The organism is Streptomyces sp. NPDC101191 (assembly GCF_044767915.1).
In the GTDB taxonomy this organism is placed as follows: Bacteria; Actinomycetota; Actinomycetes; order Streptomycetales; family Streptomycetaceae; genus Streptomyces.
This window is the reverse complement of the sequence record NZ_JBIWOU010000003.1, coordinates 409,727-431,422: the sequence shown is the minus strand read 5'-3', so window position 1 is coordinate 431,422 and position 21,696 is coordinate 409,727. Positions and strand designations below refer to the sequence as shown.

Sequence of the window (21,696 nt, the reverse complement as noted above, 5' to 3'; positions counted from 1 at the left end):
AGTGGCGCTGAGCTGTGAGAGAGAAGGCCAAGGTCCATGAATTTCGCCCCGCTGCCGTCCGTCGACGCGGCCTCCGTGCCGGCCGATGCTCTGGTCCTGGACGTGCGTGAGGACAACGAGTGGGCGGCCGGTCATGTTGAGGGCGCGCTGCACGTTCCGATGAGTGACTTCGTGGCGCGTTTCGGTGAGGTGACCGAGGCCGTGGCCGAGGGCCGTCGGGCGTTCGTGATGTGCCGGGTGGGTGGCCGTTCGGCGCAGGTGACGCAGTACCTGGTGCAGCAGGGCATCGACGCGGTGAACGTCGACGGCGGCATGCTGGCCTGGGAGGGTGCCGGTCGTCCGATGGTGACGGACGATGGCGGCTCCGCCTTCGTGCTCTAGTTCCGACGTATCTTTCGGGGCCCCTCGGGGCTTCCTGCCCCGGTAGGGGGTTTCCGGCCTGGTCGGTGTCTTCCGGCCGGGCCGGTGCCGGTTCGTCAGGCGAGCGGGTGGGCGGCCAGCAGGTCGCCGAGTTCCTCCTCGTGGAGGGCGGCGGGGCCGAGGGAGAGTTCCAGGTACTTGGCCCAGGCGTGGTACCGGTGCAGGGAGTAGTCGGTGTCGGCGCCGAAGCCGCCGTGGAGGTGCTGGGCGGTCTGGACGACGCGGCGTACGCCTTCCGCGGCCCAGATCTTGGCGACGGCGATGTCTCCGGCGGCCGGGAGTGCTCCGGTGGCGTCGGTGGTGATGCGCCAGGCGGCCTGCCAGAGGGTGACTTCCATGGCGCGGAGGTCGATGTAGCGGTCGGCGGCCTGGACGGCGACGGCCTGGAAGGTGGCCACGGGGTGGCCGAACTGTTCCCGCTTGCCGGTGTACTGGCTGGTCATGTCGAGGACCTGTTCGCCGAGGCCGAGGGCGAGGGCGCAGGTTCCGGTGGTGAGGAGGGCGTGGAGCCGTTCCCAGGCGCCTTCGGTGTCGATGACGTCGGCGGGGTCGAGCCGGACGTCGTCGAGGTGGAGTTCGGCGAGGAGTTCGCCGTGGGTGGCGTACTGGTCGGCGAGGGTGAGTCCGGCGTGGGTGCGCGGGAGCAGCGCGAGGACGGTGCGGCCGTCGGGGGTGTGTGCGGGGACGGCGATGCGGTCGGCCTGGTGGGCCCAGGGGACGGCGCTGGTGTGGCCGTCGAGGGTCCAGCCGGTGGTGTCGCGGCGGGCGGTGACGGCGAGGGGGGCCGGGTCGTGGCCGGTGCGGCCCTGGGCGGCGGCGGTGAGGACGAGTTCGCCGCGGGCGACGCGGGGGAGCAGGGCGTCGGCGGTGGCGGCGGGGGCGTGGTGCTGGAGGGTGAGCGCGACGGCGCTGGTTTCCAGGAGGGGGACGCGGGCGAGGGCGCGGGCGGATGCGCGCAGGACGAGGCAGAGCGCGATGGGGTCGAGTCCGGCGCCGCCGTGGGCGGGGTCGAGGACGAGGCCGAGCAGGTCGGTGTCGGCGAGGCGGGCCCAGAGGGCGCGGTCGAAGTCGTCGGCGACCGCGCCCGGGGTGAGGGCGGGGCTGGGTACGGCGTCGGGTGTGACGTCGGCGAAGACGGCCTTGGCCGTCTCGGCGGCCGCCTGCTGCTCTTCGGTGAAGGTGAAGTCCACTGTCCTGTCCCTCCTTGCCGTGCCCCGCTGGTCTTTGACGGGTCGTCAAGATAGAACAGGTTCTAGTGGAAGGGAATGGGCGGGGCGCCCCTGTCAGCGGTCGAAGTCGAGCTCGACCTCCGGAGTGGCGGGGTGGGACTGGCAGGCCAGGACGTAGCCGGCGTCGGTCTCCTCCGGCTCCAGGGCGAAGTTGCGGTCCATGCGGACCTCGCCGGTGACGAGGAAGGCGCGGCAGGTGCCGCATACGCCGCCCTTGCAGGCGTACGGGGCGTCCGCCCGGGCGCGCAGCACGGTGTCGAGGAGCGTTTCGCCGCGCTGTACGGGCCAGTTGCCGGAGCGGCCGTGCAGGGTGGCGGTGAGGGTCGCCTGAGCGGGGGCGTCCGCGGCGGCGGCCGGCGCGGGGGCGGAGCCGTCGTCGACGTGGAAGATCTCCTGGTGGACGCGGGCGCGGTCGACGCCGAGTCCGCGCAGGGCCTGTTCGGCGCTCTGCACGAGTCCGAAGGGCCCGCACAGGAACCAGCCGTCGATCTCGCCGACGGGCAGGAGCGCGGGCAGCAGGCCGGTGAGCCGTTCCGCGTCGAGCCGTCCGGAGGGGAGTCCGGACTGCTGCTCCTCGCGGGAGAGGACGGTGATCAGCTGGAAGCGGTCCGGGTAGCGGTCCTTGAGGTCGGCGACCTCGTCGAGGAACATCGTCGAGGCTTCGGTGCGGTCGCTGCGGACCAGGCAGAAGCGTGCCTCCGGCTGCCGGGCGAGCAGGGTGGCGGCCATCGACAGGACCGGGGTGATGCCGCTGCCGCCGACCACGGCCGCGAAGTGTCCGGGGCGCGGGTCGAGGACGAAGCGGCCCATGGGCTCCATGACCTCGACGAGGTCGCCGACGGCGAGCTCCTTGAGGGCGTAGGTGGAGAACTCTCCGCCGTCGACGTGCCGGATCCCGACACGCAGCACCGGGGGCTCGCCGTCGGCGGCGGCCGGGGCGCAGATCGAGTACGTGCGGCGGATCTCCGTGCCGTCCGCCGCGGTGCGGCGCAGGGCGAGGTGCTGGCCGGGGGTGTGCCGGTAGGCCTCGACGAGTTCCGGCGGGACCGTGAAGGTGACGGCCACGGAGTCGTCGGTGAGCTGCTCGACCTGGCTCACGCGGAGTGGATGGAATCCGGCCCGGCCGGGGCTCTGGGACGGCATCTACAACTCCTTGAAGTGGTCGAACGGTTCGCGGCAGGACGCGCAGCGGCGCAGTGCCTTGCACGCGGTGGAGGAGAAGCGGCTGAGCAGCTCGGTGTCGGTGGAGCCGCAGTGGGGGCAGCGGATCGCCAGCGTGAGTGCCACGGGTCCGCCGGCCGGCCCCTGGGGGCGGGGTGGCGCGATGCCGAACTCGGCGAGCTTGCGGCGTCCTTCGGAGGTGATGTCGTCGGTCGACCAGGCGGGGCTGAGGACGGTGACGACCGAGACCTCGGGTATGCCGTGGGCGTGGAGGGCGTGCTCGATGTCGGAGGACATCGCCTCGATCGCCGGGCAGCCGGTGTAGGTCGGGGTGAGTTCGACCTCGACGCGGCCGGGGCCCTGGACGTGGACGCCGCGTACGACGCCGAGTTCGGCGAGGGTGAGGACGGGCAGCTCGGGGTCGGGGACGGCACCGGCGATCCTGGCCAGTTCGTCTTCGAGGGCGGTCGGGGTGGCGGTCACCACGACGCCCCCGGGTGGCTGCGGTGCAGGTGCTGCATCTCGGCGAGCAGGCGGCCGAAGGACTCGGTGTGCAGGCCCTGGCGGCCGGCGCCGGCGCGCCAGGCGCCGGTGCGGGGTCCGGAGGGGACGGTGAGCGTCGCCTTCTCCAGGACGGCGGTCACGGAGGTCAGCCAGGCGCGTTCCATGGCCTCGCTGTCCACGTCGAGGCCGTCGAGCGGCTGGAACAGCTCGCCGGTGTAGTGCCACAGCGCGTCGCAGGCCTGCTGCATGCGCCGGTGGCTCTCCTCGGTGCCGTCGCCGAGGCGCAGGGTCCAGTGCTCGGCGTGGTCCTGGTGGTAGGCGACTTCCTTGACGGCCTTGCCGGCGAGTCCGGCGAGCGGGCTGTCGGTGGCGGCCAGGTGCCCGTACAGCAGGTGCTGGTAGGTGGAGAAGTAGAGCTGCCGGGCGATGGTGTGGGCGAAGTCGCCGTTGGGCTGCTCGACGAGCTGGCAGTTGCGGAAGGCGCGTTCCTCGCGGAGGTAGGCCAGCTCGTCCTCGTCGCCGACGAGGGAGAGCAGGATCCGGGCCTGGCCGAGGAGGTCGAGCGCGATGTTGGCGAGGGCGACCTCCTCTTCGAGGACGGGGGCGTTTCCGGCCCACTCCCCCAGGCGCTGGGCGAGGACGAGGGCGTCGTCGCCGAGGGCGAGCGTCGCGGCCGGGACGGCGGTGGTGGTCGGGCCGGTCACAGGTGCTTCACCCCGTCCGGGATCTCGTAGAAGGTCGGGTGGCGGTAGGGCTTGTCCGCCGAGGGCTCGAAGAAGGGGTCCTTCTCGTCGGGCGAGGAGGCGGTGATCGCGGTGGAGGGGACGACCCAGATCGACACGCCCTCGTTGCGCCGGGTGTAGAGGTCGCGGGCGTTGCGCAGGGCCATCTCGGCGTCCGGTGCGTGCAGGCTGCCGGCGTGGGTGTGGGACAGTCCGCGGCGCGAGCGCACGAACACCTCCCACAGCGGCCATCCGTCGGTGGTCATGCGCGTGCCTCCCCGTTCTCGTGCTGTCCGCCGTTCTGTCCGGCGTGCTTCTCCGCGTAGGCCGCGGCGGCGTCCCTGACCCAGGCGCCGTCCTCGTGCGCCTGGCGGCGCCTGGTGAGCCGCTGTTCGTTGCACGGGCCGTTGCCCTTGAGGACGTCCCAGAACTCGGCCCAGTCGATGGGGCCGAAGTCGTGGTGCCCGCGCTCCTCGTTCCACTTCAGGTCGGGGTCGGGGAGCGTGAGGCCGAGGCTCTCGGCCTGCGGGGCGGCGATGTCGACGAAGCGCTGGCGCAGCTCGTCGTTGGAGTGCCGCTTGATCTTCCACGCCATCGCCTGGGCGGAGTGGGTCGACTCGTCGTCCGGCGGGCCGAACATCATCAGCGAGGGCCACCACCAGCGGTTCACCGCGTCCTGCGCCATCGCGTGCTGGGCCTCGGTGCCGCGGGAGAGGGCGAGCAGCGCCTCGTAACCCTGGCGCTGGTGGAAGGACTCCTCCTTGCAGACCCGGACCATGGCGCGCGCGTACGGCCCGTAGGAGCAGCGGCAGAGGGGGACCTGGTTGGTGATGGCCGCGCCGTCCACGAGCCAGCCGATGGCGCCGACGTCGGCCCAGGTCAGCGTCGGGTAGTTGAAGATCGAGGAGTACTTCTGGCGGCCGGAGTGGAGCTTGTCGAGCAGCTCGTCGCGGCTGGCGCCGAGGGTCTCGGCCGCGCTGTACAGATACAGCCCGTGGCCCGCCTCGTCCTGGACCTTGGCCATGAGGATCGCCTTGCGCCGCAGGCTGGGCGCGCGGGTGATCCAGTTGGCCTCCGGCTGCATGCCGATGATCTCGGAGTGCGCGTGCTGGGCGATCTGGCGGATCAGGCCGGCCCGATAGGCCTCGGGCATCCAGTCGCGGGGCTCGATGCGCTCGTCGGCGGCCACGGCGGCATCGAACACCGCTTCGAGGGCGGCCTCTGTCGCCGTCGAACCCGCTGTCCCTGTCGCCTCTGCCGTACCTGTGGTCATCGGACCCCCTACCGACCGATCGTTCGGTTGAATGACTTCAATGGTCGTTCGGGGGCCCGTATGGTGTCAACCTCTGTGGATAACTGCTTGGGCCGATCGGGAGCGGGGCGCGATGGACTCATACGGCGGCAAGGGGGCCGGGGGCGTCGGTGACGACGGCGACGCGGCAGGCCCCGATCCGGGCGCCACGCCCGCACGCGAGTCCGCACACCGGCCCGAACCCACGAGCGACGGCGCTTCCGAACGCGCGGCCGACGCGGCCCCCCGGCCCGACGCGGCTCCCCGGCCCGAGGCGTCCGCCGGGGCCGTGACGCCCGCCGGCGCCACCGCGCCGGGCGACACCGGCGAGATCCGTGGCGTGGCCGCGGCAGCCGACGCCGACCGGGACCGCCCCGTGGCCCTCCCGGCCGCCGATGCCGAGGCGGGACCCCCCTTCGCCGGCGACGACGTCCCGCACGGCCCCCGGGCCGGCATCGCCGCGCTCTCCATGCCGTACCAGGTGGTCGCGGCCGTCGCCCTCGCCGTGGTCGGCGTCTTCGCCTGCGTCCACCTCGCGATGGTCTTCCTGCACGTCGCGCCCTCGAACACGCTCACCAAGCAGCACGGCGAGGCGGTCGACGACTGGGTGTACCCCGAGTTCGAGCAGAACTGGAAGCTCTTCGCCCCCAATCCGCTCCAGCAGAACAGCTCGGTGGAGGTCCGCGCGCAGATCGCCGGAACCGACGGCAGCCGCAGGACCACCGGCTGGATCGACCTGTCCGCCCAGGACGCCGAAAGGATCCGCGGCAGCCTGCTGCCCAGCCACACCGAGCAGAACGAGCTGCGCCGGGCCTGGGACTTCTACCTCGGCTCGCACACCGACGACCACCGCCCGAACGGGATGCGCGGCGAGCTCTCCGAGCGGTACGTGCGCCGGATCGTGATGCTGCGCCTGGACGAGAAGGAGCTCGGCGGCCGGGTCCAGAAGATCCAGCTGCGCTCCGTCACCCGGCCCGTTCCGGCCCCCGCGTGGAGCACCGAGGAGACCGACACGAAGCCGTCCTTCCGTTCCTACCCGTGGTGGCGGATCACCGCCGCAGACCGGCCCGCCAGGGCCACCGTGGAGGCGGCCCGATGAGCCCCGACCCCGCCTCCGAGCAGCCCCGCGTCCCCTTCGACCGGCGGCTCGCCGCCGCCGTCCAGAAGGTCACGGCGAACGCCCTCGGCCCGTACCAGACGGCGATCGTCCGCATCGGCTTCTCCCTCACCTGGCTGCTGTTCCTGCTGCGTGAATGGCCCCACCGGCTGGAGCTGTACGGCCCCGACGGCCCCTGGTCCTGGGAGATGGGCCGTCGGCTGATCGCCGACAACCGCGCGTTCAGCGTGCTGATGTGGTCCGACGGGCGGTTCTGGTTCGAGCTCGTCTACGGCCTCGCCGTCCTCTCCGCCGTCCTGCTGCTGCTCGGCTGGCACACCCGGGCCGTCTCGGTGGTCTTCATGGCCGGGGTGCTCTCGCTGCAGAACCGCTCCATCTTCATGGGCGACGGCGGCGACAACGTGGTCCATCTGATGGCGTTCTACCTCGTCCTCACCCGCTGCGGGCAGGTCTGGGCGCTCGACGCCCGGCGCGCGGCCCGCGGCCGCGGCGAGGACGGCCCCGTCGGGCCCCTGCTGTGGACGGTGCTCGGCGGCTTCCTGATGGCCGCGACGTACTTCTCCGACGGCACCGGGGAGTGGTGGCTGCTGGTGCTGCTGTGGGTGCTGTGGCTGGGGCAGGGGCTGTGGTGGCTGGTGTGCCGCTACGCCCCCGACGAGCCGCGCGTCCTGCTGGACGTGCTCGCGAACCTCGTGCACAACGCCACCCTCGTCGTGATCATGGTCGAGGTCTGCCTGATCTACGCCACCGCCGGCTGGTACAAGATCCAGGGCTCGCGCTGGCAGGACGGCACCGCGCTCTACTACCCGCTCAAGCTGGACTACTTCTCCCCCTGGCCCGCGCTGTCGGACGTGCTGGGGTCGAGCGGGACCATGGTGATGCTGCTGACCTACGGCACCGTGATCGTGCAGGTCGCCTTCCCGTTCACGCTCTTCAACCGCAAGGTCAAGAACGTGCTGCTCGCGGTGATGATGCTGGAGCACGCCGGCATCGCCGTGCTGCTCGGGCTGCCGTTCTTCTCGCTCGCGATGATCGCCGCCGACGCCGTCTTCCTGCCCACCGTGTTCCTGGTGTGGCTGGGGGCGCGGGCCGCGCGTGGCCGGGACCGGATCCTCGGCCGGGACCGGGCCGCCGCGGAAGGGCCGGCGCTGACCCGTTCGGGTGAGGAGCCGAGCCCCCGTACCCTCGTCGGGTGAGCACCACCGAAGAGAAGCCCGGACCCGTCGAGGGCGGCGAGCCGATCCAGTACGACGAGGGCTTCGGCACCGAGGTCGGAGTCGGACCGCACCCGGAGCCCTGGCCGGGCGACGAGCGCCACGACCCCGAGCTGCTGGCCGGCGGCGACCGGCGCAACGTCGTCGACCGCTACCGCTACTGGACGCGCGAGGCGATCGTCGCCGACCTGGACACCCGCCGGCACGACTTCCATGTGGCCGTGGAGAACTGGGGCCACGACTTCAACATCGGCTCGGTGGTGCGGACGGCCAACGCCTTCCTGGCGAAGGAGGTCCACATCGTGGGCCGGCGGCGCTGGAACCGGCGCGGCGCGATGGTCACCGACCGCTACCAGCACGTGCGCCACCACCCGGACACCGAGGCGCTGACGGCGTGGGCGGCGGCCGAGGACCTGCCGATCATCGGCATCGACAACCTGCCGGGCGCGGTACCGCTGGAGCGGACCGTGCTGCCGCGCCGCTGTGTGCTGCTCTTCGGACAGGAGGGGCCGGGCCTCACCGAGGAGGCCCGGAAGCACGCGGCGATGGTCTGCTCGATCGCCCAGTTCGGCTCCACACGGTCGATCAACGCGGGCGCCGCGGCGGCGATCGCCATGCACGCCTGGGTGCAGCGCTACGCGGAGATCTCCCAGGACTGACCGCCCCGGTGCCGGACGCGTGTCCGGCACCGGGGACGGGGCAGGTCGAGGTCAGGCCTGGCGGCGGACCTCCACCACCCGGAAGCGGTTGGAGACGAAGGCGCCGTCGCACAGCGCCGCGTTCGCCGCCGGGTTGCCGCCCGAGCCGTGGAAGTCGGAGAACGCGGCCGTCTGGTTCACGTAGACGCCGCCCGTCAGGTTCAGCGAGAGCTGCGCCGACTCCTCCAGGCAGACCTCCTCGACGGCCCGCTCGGTCTCCGCCGAGGTCGTGTACGCGCCGACCGTCATCGCGCCCTTCTCGCGGACCGTGCGCCGCAACAGCTCCAGGGCGGCCTCGGTCGAGTCGACCGCGACGGCGAAGGACACCGGGCCGAAGCACTCCGAGAAGTACGCCGCCTCCGCGTCCGGCTTGGTGCCGTCCAGCTTCACGATGACCGGGGTGCGCACCACGGCGTCCGGGAACTCCGGGTTCACGACCTCGCGGGAGGCCAGCGCCACCTCGCCGAGGCCCGCCGCGGCCTCCAGACGTGCCTTCACGTCCGGGTTGACCAGGGCGCCGAGCAGCGCGTTCGCCCGGGCGTCGTCGCCGAGCAGGCCGCCGACCGAGGCCGCCAGGTCGGCCGTCACCTCGTCGTACGACTTGGGGCCCTGGTCGGTGGTGATGCCGTCGCGGGGGATCAGCAGGTTCTGCGGGGTGGTGCACATCTGGCCGCTGTACAGCGACAGCGAGAAGGCCAGGTTGGAGAGCATGCCCTTGTAGTCGTCGGTGGAGTCGACGACCACCGTGTTGACGCCGGCCTTCTCCGTGTAGACCTGCGCCTGGCGCGCGTTGGTCTCCAGCCAGTCGCCGAAGGCGGTCGAGCCGGTGTAGTCGATGATCCTGATCTCGGGGCGGACCGCCAGGGTCTTGGCGATGCCCTCGCCCGGACGCTCGGCGGCCAGCGCGACCAGGTTGGGGTCGAAGCCGGACTCGGCGAGGACCTCGCGGGCGACCTGGACGGTCAGGGCCAGCGGGAGCACCGCGCGCGGGTGCGGCTTGACCAGGACCGGGTTGCCGGTGGCCAGGGAGGCGAAGAGGCCCGGGTACCCGTTCCAGGTCGGGAAGGTGTTGCAGCCGATGACGAGGGCGATGCCGCGACCGACCGGGGTGAACTCCTTGCTGAGCTCCAGCGGGTCGCGCTTGCCCTGCGGCTTCGACCAGGCGGAGCGGCCGGCGGGGGTACGGGTCTGCTCCTCGTACGCGTACGCCACGGCCTCCAGGCCGCGGTCCTGCGCGTGCGGGCCGCCGGCCTGGAAGGCCATCATGAAGGCCTGGCCGCTGGTGTGCTGAACGGCGTGCGCGAACTCGTGGGTGCGGGCGGAGATCCGGCCGAGGATCTCCAGGCACACCAGGGCGCGGGTCTCGGGGCCGGCATCGCGCCAGTCCGCCATGCCGGCGCGCATCGCGGGGAGCAGGACGTCGATGTCGGCGTGCGGATACTCGATGCCGAGCTCCGGGCCGTAGGGCGAGGTCTCGCCGGGGACCCAGCCGTCGGTGCCGGGCTGGTCGAGCTCGAAGCGGCGGCCGAGCAGCTCCTTGTAGGCGGAGAGCCCGGCGGCGGCGTCCAGCGAGCCGTTCTCTCCGTAGGCCTTCGGGTGCTCCGGGTAGGGCGACCAGTAGGCGCGGGTGCGGATGGTGGCGAGGGCCTGATCGAGCGTGGACCGGTGCTTCTCGGCCAGACGGTCGGTGGTCAGCTGAGCGGTGGCCATGGGTGGACCAACTCCTCGTCGAGCTGGGCAGGGAGACGCGTACGGAGTTAGAGTAACCGAACGATCGGTCGGGACAAGGGGGTCCGGCGATCCTGTGGAAAACCCATCGGGGAGGATCACTCCTATGAGCGCCAACACGACCGTCCTGGGGAGCGACGCGGTGTCGGCCGCCGGGGCCGGACCCATCGATCCGACCGGCACCGTCGCCGTCGTCGGCACGGGCACCATGGGCCAGGGGATCGCCCAGGTGGCCCTCGTCGCGGGCCATCCCGTACGTCTCTACGACAGCGCCCCCGGACGCGCCGAGGAGGCCGTGAGCGCCGTCGCGGGGCGCCTGGACCGGCTGGTCGAGAAGGGCCGGCTCGGCAAGGAGGAGCGGGACGCGGCGGTCGCCCGGCTGCACGCGGCGGGCGAGCTCTCCGAGCTGGCGGACGCCGCCCTCGTCGTCGAGGCGATCGTCGAGCTGCTCCCGGTCAAGCAGCGTCTCTTCGCCGACCTCGAGGAGGTCGTCGGCGCGGACACGGTGCTCGCCACCAACACCTCCTCGCTGTCCGTGACCGCCATCGCGGGCGGGCTGAGGCGGCCCGGCCGCTTCGTCGGACTCCACTTCTTCAACCCGGCCCCCCTGCTGCCGCTGGTCGAGGTCGTCAGCGGCTTCGCCACCGACCCGGACGCCGCCACGCGCGCGTACGAGACGGCGAAGCGCTGGGGCAAGACGCCGGTGCGCTGCACCGACACCCCCGGCTTCATCGTGAACCGGGTCGCCCGCCCCTTCTACGCGGAGGCGCTGCGGATCTACGAGGAGGGCGGCGCCGACCCCGCCACCATCGACGCGGCCCTCCGCGAGTCCGGCGGCTTCAGGATGGGCCCGTTCGAGCTGACCGACCTCATCGGCCAGGACGTCAACGAGGCCGTGACCCGCTCCGTGTGGGAGTCCTTCTACCAGGACCCCAAGTTCACGCCCTCGCTCGCGCAGCGGCGGCTGGTCGAGTCCGGGCGGCTCGGCCGCAAGTCGGGGCACGGCTGGTTCTCGTACGCGGAGGGCGCCGTGCGCCCCGAGCCGCACACCGCCGCGCCCGCCGAGCCGCCGGCCCGGATCACCGTGCGCGGCGACCTCGGACCCGCCGAGCCGCTGGTGGAGCTCTTCGAGCAGGCCGGGATCACGGTCCGCCGCAAGAAGGGCGAGGGCTGCATCGAGCTGCCCGCGGGAGCCAGGCTCGGCCTCGCGGACGGCGAGAGCTCCTTCGAGTACCACCAGGAGGAGATCGTCTACTTCGACCTGGCGCTCGACTACGCGGCGGCGAGCAGGATCGTTCTGTCGGCGCGCGCGGGCCTGGCCCCCGAGGTCCTCGCCGAGGCGGTGGGCCTCTTCCAGGCGCTCGGCAAGAAGGTGTCCGTCATCGGCGACGTGCCGGGCATGATCGTGGCGCGGACGGTCGCCATGCTCGCGGACGTCGCCGCGGACGCGGTCGATCGCGGGGTCGCCAGCGCCGAGGACGTGGACACCGCCATGCGGCTCGGCGTGAACTATCCCGCGGGCCCCCTGGAGTGGGCCGGGCGCCTGGGCCACCGGGGCCTGTGCGACCTGCTCGGCAATCTGCACGAGCGCTACCCGACCGGCCGCTACGCCCCCTCGCTCGCCCTGGTCCGCCGGGGATGCGACGAGTCGGCCGCAGAGGCGGAGGAGAAGAGATGACCACCGCGCGACGCGACACCTACACCCCCGAGACGCTCCTCCGGGTTGCTGTCGGGGTCTTCAACGAGCGCGGCTACGACGGCACCTCGATGGAGCACCTGTCCAAGGCGGCCGGGATCTCCAAGTCGTCGATCTATCACCACGTGGCCGGCAAGGAGGAACTGCTGCAGCGGGCCGTCAGCCGGGCGCTCGACGGGCTCTTCGCGATCCTCGACGAGCCGGCGGCGGGCCGCGGCCGGGCCATCGAGCGGGTCGAGTACGTCACCCGGCGCACCGTCGAGGTGCTGATCGAGGAGCTGCCGTACGTGACGCTGCTGCTGCGCGTCCGGGGCAACACGACCACCGAGCGGTGGGCGATGGAGCGGCGCCGCGAGTTCGACCACCGGGTGGCCGAGCTGCTGAAGGCGGCCGTGGCGGACGGGGACCTGCGCGCGGACGTGGACATCCGGCTCGCCACCCGGCTCCTCTTCGGCATGATCAACTCGCTGGTGGAGTGGTTCCGGCCGCAGCACGACTCGGTGGCGGAGCGCGACCAGCTCGCGGACACCGTCGTCCACCTGGCCTTCGACGGGCTGCGGACCGCTCCCTGAGACCGCCCGGCCCCGGCGCCCCGTCGTGCCGGCCGAACGACCGAAAGCCCGCCCGGGGCCTCCCCGGGCGGGCTTCTCTGCTCCCGGGCCTCGGCGGGCTTCGCGGCCCTCGGAGGATGGGCCCTTCGGCAAGCGCCTCGGCGGGCGCCGGGCCGTCGATCTGCCCGCGGAAGCCGGTTCGGCGGGCTCCGTCAGGTCATGCGGCCCGGATGCGGGTCCAGGTCCGTCTCCTCGAAGACCAGCAGGGTCCGGGTCGAGAGCACCTCGGGTATCGACTGCAGCCGGGTGAGGACCAGCTCGCGCAGCGTCCGGTTGTCGGGGGTGTGCACGAGGAGCAGGACGTCGAAGTCGCCGCTGACCAGCGCGATGTGCGCGGCGCCGGGCAGCGCCTGGAGCTGTTCGCGCACCGTGCGCCACGAGTTCTGGACGATCTTGAGGGTGATGTAGGCGGAGGCGCCGTGCCCCGCCCGCTCGTGGTTCACGCGGGCGCCGAAGCCGCGGATCACCCCGTCGTCGATGAGGCGGTTGATGCGCGCGTACGCGTTGGCGCGGGACACGTGGACCCGCTCGGCCACCGAACGCACCGAGGCGCGGCCGTCGGCCTGGAGCAGCCGCAGGATGTCCCGGTCGATCGCGTCCAGCGGGCGGGCCGGCGGTATCGGGGAGAGCATGGCAGGGGCGGCGCCGGGGGGCGCGTTCAAGGGCTCGCCGTGCGCCTGCTCCTCGACGTCGGCCATTTGTTCATCCGCCATGTCCCCCCGCCTCTCTTCCGTGGACGACCTGCACCCATCCCAAGCCGTGGAGAACCGTTTGTCCACAGGCTGAAGGTGCCTGTAGCCAAAATGCCTCCACGACCGAACAATCGGTAGGTGAGGCGCGCCACATTCCGCGCCACCCGCCTTCGGGTCTTATGCCCGCTCCCACGAGGAGGTGGACTCGTTGCAACAGCGCAGTTCGACAGTCCAAGAGCCCCCCGGTGCCGCCCGTGCGTACCGGCCCACGCCGCCGCCGGCCTGGCAGCCCCGCATCGACCCGACTCCGCTGCTGCCGGACGCCGAGCCGCTGCGCGTGCTCGGCACGGACGCCGTGGCCGACGCCGACCCCGAGCTGCTCCGCCGCCTCTACCGGGAGCTCGTCCGCGGCCGTCGGTACAACGCGCAGGCGACCGCCCTCACCAAGCAGGGCCGGCTCGCCGTCTACCCCTCCACGACCGGCCAGGAGGCCTGCGAGGTCGCCGCGGCGCTGGCCCTGGAGGAGCGGGACTGGCTCTTCCCCTCGTACCGGGACACCCTGGCCGCCGTCGCCCGCGGGCTCGACCCCGTCCAGGCCCTCACCCTGCTGCGCGGCGACTGGCACACCGGCTACGACCCGCACGAGCACCGCATAGCCCCGCTGAGCACTCCGCTCGCCACGCAGCTCCCGCACGCCGTGGGGCTCGCCCACGCCGCCCGCCTCAAGGGCGACGACGTGGTCGCCCTGGCCATGGTCGGCGACGGCGGCACCAGCGAGGGCGACTTCCACGAGGCGCTGAACTTCGCCGCCGTGTGGCAGGCCCCCGTCGTCTTCTTCGTGCAGAACAACGGCTTCGCGATCTCCGTGCCGCTCGCCAAGCAGACCGCGGCCCCGTCGCTGGCCCACAAGGGCGTCGGATACGGGATGCCCGGCCGGCTCGTCGACGGCAACGACGCGGTCGCCGTGCACCAGGTCCTGACCGAGGCCGTCGCCCGCGCCCGGCGCGGCGGCGGGCCGACGCTCGTCGAGGCGATCACGTACCGGATCGACGCCCACACCAACGCCGACGACGCCACCCGCTACCGCGGTGACAGCGAGGTCGAGACCTGGCGGGCGCACGACCCGATCCTGATCCTGGAGCGGGAGCTGACCGAGCGCGGACTCCTCGACGAGGAGGCCCGCCGCGCGGCGGCCGAGGACGCCGAGACGATGGCGGCGCGGCTGCGCGAGCGCATGAACGCCGACCCCGTGCTCGACCCGATGGACCTGTTCGCCCACGTGTACGCCGAGAAGACCGCGCAGCTGCGCGAGCAGGCGGAGCAGCTGCGGGCGGAGCTCGACGCCGAGAGTGAGGCGGGATGACCACCCACGCGACTGCGCGGCCGGCCGCGAAGAAGGCGGCCAAGCCCGCCACCATGGCCCAGGCGCTCCAGCGGGCCATGCGGGACGCCATGGCCGAGGACCCCACCGTCCACGTGATGGGCGAGGACGTGGGCACCCTCGGCGGTGTCTTCCGGGTCACCGACGGGCTGGCGAAGGAGTTCGGCGAGGACCGCTGCACCGACACGCCGCTGGCCGAGGCGGGCATCCTCGGCACGGCCGTCGGCATGGCGATGTACGGGCTGCGACCGGTCGTCGAGATGCAGTTCGACGCCTTCGCCTACCCGGCGTTCGAGCAGCTCATCAGCCATGTCTCCCGGATGCGCAACCGCACCCGGGGCACGATGCCGATGCCGATCGTGGTCCGCGTGCCGTACGGCGGCGGGATCGGCGGCGTCGAGCACCACAGCGACTCCTCCGAGGCGTACTACATGGCGACGCCCGGCCTGCACGTCGTCACGCCGGCGACCGTCGAGGACGCCTACGGGCTGCTGCGGGCGGCCATCGCCTCCGACGACCCCGTGGTGTTCCTGGAGCCCAAGCGGCTCTACTGGTCGAAGGGCGACTGGTCGCCCGAGGCGCCGACGGCCGTCGAGCCCATCGGCAAGGCGGTCGTGCGCCGCCGCGGCACCAGCGCCACCCTGATCACCTACGGCCCCTCCCTGCCGGTCTGCATGGAGGCCGCCGAGGCCGCCCAGGCCGAGGGCTGGGACCTGGAGGTCGTCGACCTGCGCTCCCTGGTGCCCTTCGACGACGAGACCGTGTGCGCCTCCGTGCGGCGGACCGGCCGGGCCGTCGTGGTGCACGAGTCGACCGGCTTCGGCGGCCCCGGCGGAGAGATCGCCGCCCGGGTCGGCGAGCGCTGCTTCCACCACCTGGAGGCGCCGGTGCTGCGGGTCGCGGGCTTCGACATCCCGTACCCGCCGCCGATGCTGGAGCGCCACCACCTGCCGGGCGTGGACCGGGTCCTCGACGCGGTCGCGCGGCTCCAGTGGGAGGCGGGCAGCTGATGGCCCAGGTGCTCGAATTCAAGCTGCCGGACCTCGGTGAGGGTCTCACCGAGGCCGAGATCGTGCGCTGGCTGGTCAACGTGGGCGACGTCGTCGCCATCGACCAGCCGGTCGTCGAGGTCGAGACGGCCAAGGCGATGGTGGAGGTGCCCTGCCCGTACGGCGGCGTCGTCACCGCCCGCTTCGGTGACGAGGGGACCGAGCTGCCGGTCGGCGCGCCGCTGCTGACCGTCGCGGTCGGCGGCGCCCCCGGAGGGGACGGCCCCGCCGCCCCCGCCGCGCAGGCCGCCGCCGCGACGGCGGCCGAGTCCGCCGAGTCGTCGGAGTACTCGGGCAACGTGCTCGTCGGCTACGGCACCGCCGGGCCCGCCGCCCGGCGCCGCCGCGTGCGGCGCGAGAGCCCGGCCGCCGCCCCGGCCGCGCCGGTCGCGCTCGTGGAGCCCGAGGCCCCCACGGGGCCCGTGCCCGTCATCTCGCCGCTGGTGCGCAAGATCGCCCGCGACCAGGGGCTCGACCTGCGGCAGGTCCGCGGCTCGGGACCCGAGGGCCTGATCCTGCGGGCGGACGTCGAGACCGCGCTCGCCGTACGGGACCGGTCCACGGCCGCGTACGCCGGCGCGGCGGCGCCCGCGCCGGCCCCCGTCTCCACGGGTGCCTCCGTCGCCGGTGAGCGCGTCCCCCTGCGCGGGGTGCGCGGTGCCGTCGCCGACAAACTGTCGCGCAGCCGTACCGAGATCCCGGACGCGACCTGCTGGGTCGACGCCGACGCGACCGAGCTCATGGCCGCGCGGGCGGCGATGAACGCGGCGGGCGGGCCGAAGATCTCCGTCCTGGCGCTGCTCGCCCGGATCTGCACCCATGCCCTGGCCCGCTTCCCGGAGCTCAACTCGACGGTGGACACGGCCGCGCGGGAGATCGTCCGCCTGCCCTCCGTGCACCTCGGGTTCGCCGCCCAGACCGACCGCGGTCTGGTCGTCCCCGTGGTCCGGGACGCGGGCGGCCGTACGGCCGAGTCGCTCACCGCCGAGTTCGCCCGTCTCGCGGAGGCCGCGCGGCAGGGCACGCTCACCCCGGCGGACCTCACCGGCGGCACGTTCACGCTGAACAACTACGGCGTGTTCGGGGTCGACGGCTCCACGCCGATCATCAACCACCCCGAGGCGGCCATGCTCGGCGTGGGCCGGATCGTGCCCAAGCCGTGGGTGCACCAGGGCGAGCTGGCGGTGCGTCAGGTGGTGCAGCTCTCGTTCACCTTCGACCACCGGGTCTGCGACGGCGGGACGGCCGGCGGCTTCCTGCGCTACGTCGCGGACTGCGTCGAGAACCCGGCGGTGCTGCTGCGCACGCTCTGACGGGACGACGGAACTCCGCCGGGACGGACGCCGACCGGGGCACGGGGCCCCGCCGGTTCCCGGCGGCCTGGTCCGGGACCCAACCCCACGCCGGGTCCCGGACGCGTTTCCTCATGACGCCCCGGTCCGATCCGGGCCGGGGCGTCTTCCTCTGTGAGACGAACGGGTGGGCGCCGGGCGGTCCCCGCCGGGCGCGGACCATACTGCTGGGATGACGACCGCGTACGACGCCATCGTGCTCGCCGGCGGCGCCGCCCGGCGCCTCGGCGGGGCCGACAAGCCCGGCGTACGGGTGGGCGGGCGCCCGCTGCTCGACCGGGTGCTGGCCGGCTGCCGCGATGCCGGACGCACCGTCGTCGTCGCCGAACCCCGTGCCACCGCCCGCCCCGTCGAGTGGGCCCGGGAGGAGCCGCCCGGCGGCGGCCCGGTCGCCGCCCTCGCGGCGGGCCTGCGCCGTCTCGCCGAGGACGCCTCCCCCGCCGGGGCCGCCCCGGCCGAACCCTCCGCGCCCGCTCGTGCCGACAGCTCCTCCGCCGACTCCTCGTCCGAGGAGGCCGTGCCCGGCCGTCCCGACGCGGGCCCGGCCCGGCCGGGCGGCTCCGGCATCTCCGCCGACCTCGTTCTCGTCCTCTCCGCCGACCTCCCGTTCTTCGACGCCGGGACCGCCCGGCGGCTGGTGGACGCCCTGGCCGCCGCGCCCGGGGCCGAGGCCGTGGTGGGAGTCGACGCCGAGGGCCGGGAGCAGCCCCTGGTCGCCGCCTATCGCGCCGCGGCCCTGCGGCGCGAGTTGGCGGGCGCGGCCGCCGAGCGGGGCCGGCTCGACGGGCTGCCGCTGCGGCGGATCACCGCCGGACTGCGCCTCGTACGGATTCCCGCCGAGGCCTCGGCCTCCTTCGACTGCGACACCTGGGAGGACATTGCCGCCGCCCGCGCGCGGATCAGGGAGCATGGGAACGTGCTGGATGAATGGATCACCGCAGTCAAGGACGAACTGGGCATCGACCTGGACGTCGACACGGGCCTGCTGCTCGACCTGGCTCGTGACGCCGCGCACGGGGTCGCACGGCCCGCCGCGCCGCTGACCACGTTCCTGGTCGGATACGCGGCGGCACGGGCCGCCGGCGGCGAGGGCGGTCCCGAGGCCGTCAAGGAAGCCGTGCAGAAGGCCGCGGCGCTCGCGCAGCGCTGGGCCGCCGAGCAGGACGGGGCCGGATGACCATGAAGGAGAGCGTGCCCGACGACGGGGTGGACGACGTCCTCGCCCTCGTGGGGCGCTCCCGCAGGGACGCTCCCGGCCCCCCGGCCGGCTCCGCGCCCGGGTCCGCCCCGGCGCCCGGTGCCGAGCGTCATCGCGCCATCCCCTGGCACGAGGCCCGGGCCGTGGCCGCACGGGCCGGGGCGAAGGCGGCCGCGGGACGGGCACCGGAACCGGTTCCGCTCGGGCAGGCGCTCGGCCGGGTCCTGGCCGAGCCGCTGCACGCGCTGACCGACCTGCCGTCCTTCGACACCTCTGCCATGGACGGGTGGGCCGTCGCTGGCCCGGGCCCCTGGCGCGTCGACCCCGAGGGCGCCGTCCTCGCCGGGCACGCGCCCGCCACCGTCCTCGACGACGGTCACGCGGTACGGATCGCGACCGGCGCCCGGGTCCCTCCGGGGGCCACCGCCGTCATCCGCAGCGAGCACGCCCGCACCGACGCCGCCGGGCAGCTGCACGCGCGGCGCGAGGTCGTCCCCGGCCAGGACATCCGGCCCCGCGGCCAGGAATGCCGATCGGGCGACCGGCTGCTGCCCGCCGGAAGCACCGTGACGCCCGCCGTCCTGGGTCTCGCGGCCGCGGCCGGCTACGACGAGCTGACCCTGCACCCGTGCCCGCGGGTGGAGGTCCTCGTCCTCGGCGACGAACTGCTGGCTTCCGGCCTCCCCCACGAGGGCCTGATCCGCGACGCCCTCGGCCCGATGCTCGCCCCCTGGCTGCGGGCGCTCGGCGCCGAGGTGCTCGGCACCCGGCGGGTCGGCGACGACGCCGAGGCGCTGTACGCGGCGGTCACCCGCTCCACCGCCGACGTGGTCGTCACCACCGGAGGCACCGCGGCCGGTCCGGTGGACCACGTGCACCCGGTGCTGGCCAGGGCGGGCGCCACCCTGCTCGTCGACGGGGTGAAGGTCCGTCCCGGCCACCCCATGCTCCTGGCCGAGCTCGGCGTGGGCCCTGCCCACCTCGTCGGCCTGCCCGGCAACCCCCTCGCCGCCGTCTCCGGGCTGCTCACGCTCGCCGAGCCGCTGCTGCGCACCCTCGCCGGCCGCCCGGCCCCGGAGCCGTACCGCGTCCCCGTGCGCGAGGAGATCCAGGGGCACCCGTACGACACCCGCCTCGTGCCCGTCGTGCTGCGCGGCGACGAGGCCGCGCCGCTGCACTACAACGGCCCCGCGATGCTCCGGGGCATCGCCGCCGCCGACGGCATGGCCGTGGTGCCGCCCGGCGGCGCGCGCCCCGGGGAGGCGCTGGACGTCCTCGACCTGCCCTGGACGGGCCTCCCCGCCCACGGGGAGGCCCAAGGAGTGTGTTTCACGTGAAACTGCCCAGCCGCGACGCGATGGCCCGCCAGGCCGACGAAAAGGCGAGCTCGCGGATCAAGCTGCCGCGCCGGGTGGTCGAGAAGCCGCTGCGGCAGGTCGCCAAGCGTCTCCTGATGGCCTTCGGCGTACTGCTGGTGACCGTCCTCATCGTCTACGTCGACCGGGACGGTTACCACGACAACGCCAACGAGACGCTCGACTTCCTCGACAGCGTCTACTACGCGACCGTCACCCTCTCCACCACGGGCTACGGCGACATCGTCCCCTACAGCGACTCCGCCCGGCTCGCGAACATCCTGCTCGTCACGCCCCTGCGCGTGCTGTTCCTGATCATCCTGGTCGGTACCACCCTCGAGGTCCTCACGGAGCGGACCCGGGAGGAGTTCCGGCTGAACCGCTGGAGGTCCACCTTGCGCGACCACACCGTCATCGTCGGCTTCGGCACCAAGGGGCGGTCGGCGATCCAGACGCTGTGCGCGACCGGCCTGCGCAAGGACCAGATCGTCATCGTCGACCCGTCCGGCAAGGTCATCGAGGCGGCCAACGCCGACGGCTTCGTCGGTGTCATCGGCGACGCCACCCGCAGCGACGTGCTGCTGCGGGCCGAGGTGCAGAAGGCCCGTCAGATCGTCATCGCCACCCAGCGCGACGACACGGCCGTCCTGGTCACCCTGACGGCCCGCCAGCTCAACCGGGGCGCGAAGATCGTCGCTGCGGTCCGCGAGGAGGAGAACGCGCCGCTGTTGCGTCAGTCCGGCGCCGACGCCGTGATCACCAGCGCCAGCGCCGCCGGCCGACTGCTCGGCCTCTCCGTGCTCAGCCCCAGCGCGGGCACCGTGATGGAGGACCTGATCCAGCAGGGCTCCGGCCTCGACCTGGTCGAACGCCCGGTGACCAAGGCCGAGGCGGGCAAGAACGTGCGCGAGACGCAGGACCTGGTGGTGAGCGTGCTGCGCGGGCACCGGCTGCTCGGTTACGACGATCCTGCCGCCAGTCCGCTCCAGCTGACCGACCGCGTGATCACCATCGTGCGCGCCACGCCCGTCACCCCGCTCACCACCCCGTCCGACGACTGAGCCCCTCTCCGCCCCGTCCGCGTCCCGGTCCCCGGCGCCCGGAGTAGCCTCGCCGACATGCATGCGATCACGATTCCGGAACCCGGCGGGCCCGAGGCACTGGTCTGGGCCGAGGTGCCCGACCCCGTTCCCGCCGAGGGCGAGGTTCTCGTCGAGGTGGTGGCGAGCGCCGTCAACCGTGCCGATCTGCTCCAGCGGCAGGGCTTCTACGATCCGCCGCCGGGCAGCTCCCCGTACCCCGGTCTCGAGTGTTCGGGCCGGATCGTCGCGCTCGGCCCCGGGGCCTCGGGCTGGTCCGTCGGGGACGAGGTGTGCGCGCTGCTCGTCGGCGGAGGCTACGCGACGAAGGTCGCCGTCCCGGCAGGGCAGTTGCTGCCCAGGCCGGACGGCGTGGACCTGGTGACGGCCGCGGCGCTGCCCGAGGTGTCCTGCACCGTCTGGTCGAACGTCTTCATGCTCGCGCACCTGCGGCCCGGCGAGACGCTCCTAGTGCACGGCGGGGCGAGCGGCATCGGCACCATGGCGATCCAGCTGGCCAAGGCGGTCGGCGCGCGGGTGGCGGTCACCGCGGGCGGGCCCGAGAAGCTGGCCCGTTGCGCGGAGTTGGGCGCGGACATCCTCATCGACTACCGCGAGCAGGACTTCGTCGAGGAGCTCCACAAGGCGACGGACGGGGCCGGTGCGGACGTCATCCTCGACATCGTCGGCGCCAAGTACCTGGACCGGAACATCAAGGCGCTCGCCGTGAACGGGCGTCTGGTCGTCATCGGTCTCCAGGGCGGCGTCAAGGGCGAGTTGAACCTGGCCGCCCTGATGGCCAAGCGCGCCGCGGTCCTGGCGACGACCCTGCGGTCCCGGCCGCTCGGTGAGAAGACGGCGGTGGTCGCCGCGGTGCGTGAGCACGTGTGGCCGTTGATCGCGGCGGGCACGGTGACCCCGGTCGTGGACCGGACCGTGGCGATGACCGACGCTGCCGAGGCACACCGGGCCGTCGAGGCGAGCAGCCACGTGGGCAAGGTGCTGCTGCTCGCGCCGGGGACGTAGCGCCCAGAGCCGGGAAGGGGGCCCGGTCCGCACGGCGTACGCCGAGCACGGAAGAGGGCCCGGTTCGAACGGCGTACGCCGAGCACGGAAGAGGGCCCGGTTCGAACGGCGTACGCCGAGCACGGAAGAGGGCCCGGTCCGCACGCTGTACGCCGTGCGGACCGGGCCCATCG

The 21,696-nt window shown here is 73.5% G+C and carries 21 protein-coding genes; 13 read left to right on the top strand and 8 right to left on the bottom strand.

Going from position 1 to position 21,696, the window contains the following annotated elements:
• Positions 1 to 36 precede the first annotated feature (36 nt).
• Positions 37 to 381, top strand: a complete 345-nt coding sequence (locus ACIRQF_RS15155; protein ID WP_376627240.1) for a rhodanese-like domain-containing protein — start codon at positions 37 to 39, stop codon at positions 379 to 381.
• 95 nt (positions 382 to 476) lie between these two features.
• Here ACIRQF_RS15155 and ACIRQF_RS15150 read toward each other — a convergent pair whose 3' ends face one another.
• From ACIRQF_RS15150 to paaA, 6 genes are all read right to left on the bottom strand, one after another.
• Positions 477 to 1,610 carry an acyl-CoA dehydrogenase family protein gene (locus tag ACIRQF_RS15150; protein WP_404092391.1) on the bottom strand — a complete coding sequence of 378 codons (1,134 nt, stop codon included), beginning with the start codon at positions 1,608 to 1,610 and terminating at the stop codon, positions 477 to 479.
• Between the two features lie 93 nt (positions 1,611 to 1,703).
• Positions 1,704 to 2,792 (bottom strand): 2Fe-2S iron-sulfur cluster-binding protein, encoded by a 1,089-nt coding sequence (locus ACIRQF_RS15145; RefSeq protein ID WP_404092389.1) that lies wholly within the window; start codon positions 2,790 to 2,792, stop codon positions 1,704 to 1,706.
• On the bottom strand, positions 2,793 to 3,296 hold the full coding sequence (paaD, locus tag ACIRQF_RS15140; RefSeq protein WP_389750692.1) for a 1,2-phenylacetyl-CoA epoxidase subunit PaaD: 504 nt from the start codon (positions 3,294 to 3,296) through the stop codon (positions 2,793 to 2,795).
• The gene (gene paaC, locus ACIRQF_RS15135) at positions 3,290 to 4,018 is read right to left on the bottom strand and encodes a 1,2-phenylacetyl-CoA epoxidase subunit PaaC (RefSeq protein ID WP_404092386.1); all 729 of its coding nucleotides are present in this window, start codon (positions 4,016 to 4,018) and stop codon (positions 3,290 to 3,292) included. The genes paaD and paaC overlap by 7 nt, the downstream gene beginning before the upstream one ends.
• Positions 4,015 to 4,302, bottom strand: coding sequence for a 1,2-phenylacetyl-CoA epoxidase subunit PaaB (paaB, locus tag ACIRQF_RS15130; protein ID WP_327375298.1), 288 nt, complete (start codon positions 4,300 to 4,302; stop codon positions 4,015 to 4,017). Before paaB ends, paaC begins: the two co-directional genes overlap by 4 nt.
• Entirely contained in the window at positions 4,299 to 5,309 is a 1,011-nt protein-coding gene (gene paaA / locus ACIRQF_RS15125) for a 1,2-phenylacetyl-CoA epoxidase subunit PaaA (RefSeq protein ID WP_376627229.1), read from the bottom strand. The genes paaB and paaA overlap by 4 nt, the downstream gene beginning before the upstream one ends.
• A gap of 112 nt (positions 5,310 to 5,421) precedes the next feature.
• On the opposite strand from paaA, the gene ACIRQF_RS15120 reads away from it, so the two are divergent.
• The 3 genes from ACIRQF_RS15120 to ACIRQF_RS15110 are packed head-to-tail and all read left to right on the top strand — an operon-like array spanning position 5,422 to position 8,317.
• On the top strand, positions 5,422 to 6,426 hold the full coding sequence (locus tag ACIRQF_RS15120; RefSeq protein ID WP_404092383.1) for a DUF5819 family protein: 1,005 nt from the start codon (positions 5,422 to 5,424) through the stop codon (positions 6,424 to 6,426).
• Entirely contained in the window at positions 6,423 to 7,640 is a 1,218-nt protein-coding gene (locus tag ACIRQF_RS15115; RefSeq protein ID WP_382477300.1) for an HTTM domain-containing protein, read from the top strand. The genes ACIRQF_RS15120 and ACIRQF_RS15115 overlap by 4 nt, the downstream gene beginning before the upstream one ends.
• On the top strand, positions 7,637 to 8,317 hold the full coding sequence (locus ACIRQF_RS15110; RefSeq protein ID WP_376627223.1) for a TrmH family RNA methyltransferase: 681 nt from the start codon (positions 7,637 to 7,639) through the stop codon (positions 8,315 to 8,317). The genes ACIRQF_RS15115 and ACIRQF_RS15110 overlap by 4 nt, the downstream gene beginning before the upstream one ends.
• A 51-nt stretch (positions 8,318 to 8,368) precedes the next feature.
• Here ACIRQF_RS15110 and paaN read toward each other — a convergent pair whose 3' ends face one another.
• Positions 8,369 to 10,066 carry a phenylacetic acid degradation protein PaaN gene (paaN, locus tag ACIRQF_RS15105; protein WP_376627221.1) on the bottom strand — a complete coding sequence of 566 codons (1,698 nt, stop codon included), beginning with the start codon at positions 10,064 to 10,066 and terminating at the stop codon, positions 8,369 to 8,371.
• A gap of 124 nt (positions 10,067 to 10,190) precedes the next feature.
• On the opposite strand from paaN, the gene ACIRQF_RS15100 reads away from it, so the two are divergent.
• Positions 10,191 to 11,762: a 3-hydroxyacyl-CoA dehydrogenase gene (locus ACIRQF_RS15100; RefSeq protein WP_376627219.1), complete on the top strand. Its 1,572-nt coding sequence runs from the start codon at positions 10,191 to 10,193 to the stop codon at positions 11,760 to 11,762.
• A complete protein-coding gene (locus ACIRQF_RS15095) occupies positions 11,759 to 12,352 on the top strand; it encodes a TetR/AcrR family transcriptional regulator (RefSeq protein ID WP_382477295.1) in 594 nt (197 codons plus the stop codon). The genes ACIRQF_RS15100 and ACIRQF_RS15095 overlap by 4 nt, the downstream gene beginning before the upstream one ends.
• Positions 12,353 to 12,543: 191 nt before the next feature.
• Here ACIRQF_RS15095 and ACIRQF_RS15090 read toward each other — a convergent pair whose 3' ends face one another.
• On the bottom strand, positions 12,544 to 13,089 hold the full coding sequence (locus ACIRQF_RS15090; RefSeq protein WP_376627637.1) for an Lrp/AsnC family transcriptional regulator: 546 nt from the start codon (positions 13,087 to 13,089) through the stop codon (positions 12,544 to 12,546).
• 193 nt (positions 13,090 to 13,282) lie between these two features.
• Between ACIRQF_RS15090 and pdhA the strand changes: the two genes are divergently transcribed.
• From pdhA to ACIRQF_RS15055, 7 genes are all read left to right on the top strand, one after another.
• The gene (pdhA, locus tag ACIRQF_RS15085) at positions 13,283 to 14,446 is read left to right on the top strand and encodes a pyruvate dehydrogenase (acetyl-transferring) E1 component subunit alpha (RefSeq protein WP_376627215.1); all 1,164 of its coding nucleotides are present in this window, start codon (positions 13,283 to 13,285) and stop codon (positions 14,444 to 14,446) included.
• Positions 14,443 to 15,474 (top strand): alpha-ketoacid dehydrogenase subunit beta, encoded by a 1,032-nt coding sequence (locus tag ACIRQF_RS15080; protein ID WP_376627213.1) that lies wholly within the window; start codon positions 14,443 to 14,445, stop codon positions 15,472 to 15,474. The genes pdhA and ACIRQF_RS15080 overlap by 4 nt, the downstream gene beginning before the upstream one ends.
• A complete protein-coding gene (locus ACIRQF_RS15075) occupies positions 15,474 to 16,826 on the top strand; it encodes a dihydrolipoamide acetyltransferase family protein (RefSeq protein ID WP_404092378.1) in 1,353 nt (450 codons plus the stop codon). The genes ACIRQF_RS15080 and ACIRQF_RS15075 overlap by 1 nt, the downstream gene beginning before the upstream one ends.
• A 211-nt stretch (positions 16,827 to 17,037) precedes the next feature.
• The gene (locus tag ACIRQF_RS15070; protein WP_404092376.1) at positions 17,038 to 18,042 is read left to right on the top strand and encodes a DUF6457 domain-containing protein; all 1,005 of its coding nucleotides are present in this window, start codon (positions 17,038 to 17,040) and stop codon (positions 18,040 to 18,042) included.
• A complete protein-coding gene (locus tag ACIRQF_RS15065) occupies positions 18,039 to 19,400 on the top strand; it encodes a molybdopterin molybdotransferase MoeA (RefSeq protein ID WP_404092373.1) in 1,362 nt (453 codons plus the stop codon). The genes ACIRQF_RS15070 and ACIRQF_RS15065 overlap by 4 nt, the downstream gene beginning before the upstream one ends.
• Before the next feature lie 20 nt (positions 19,401 to 19,420).
• Positions 19,421 to 20,479: a potassium channel family protein gene (locus ACIRQF_RS15060; protein ID WP_389750764.1), complete on the top strand. Its 1,059-nt coding sequence runs from the start codon at positions 19,421 to 19,423 to the stop codon at positions 20,477 to 20,479.
• Between the two features lie 57 nt (positions 20,480 to 20,536).
• Entirely contained in the window at positions 20,537 to 21,523 is a 987-nt protein-coding gene (locus ACIRQF_RS15055; protein ID WP_404092371.1) for an NAD(P)H-quinone oxidoreductase, read from the top strand.
• Positions 21,524 to 21,696: the final 173 nt, after the last annotated feature.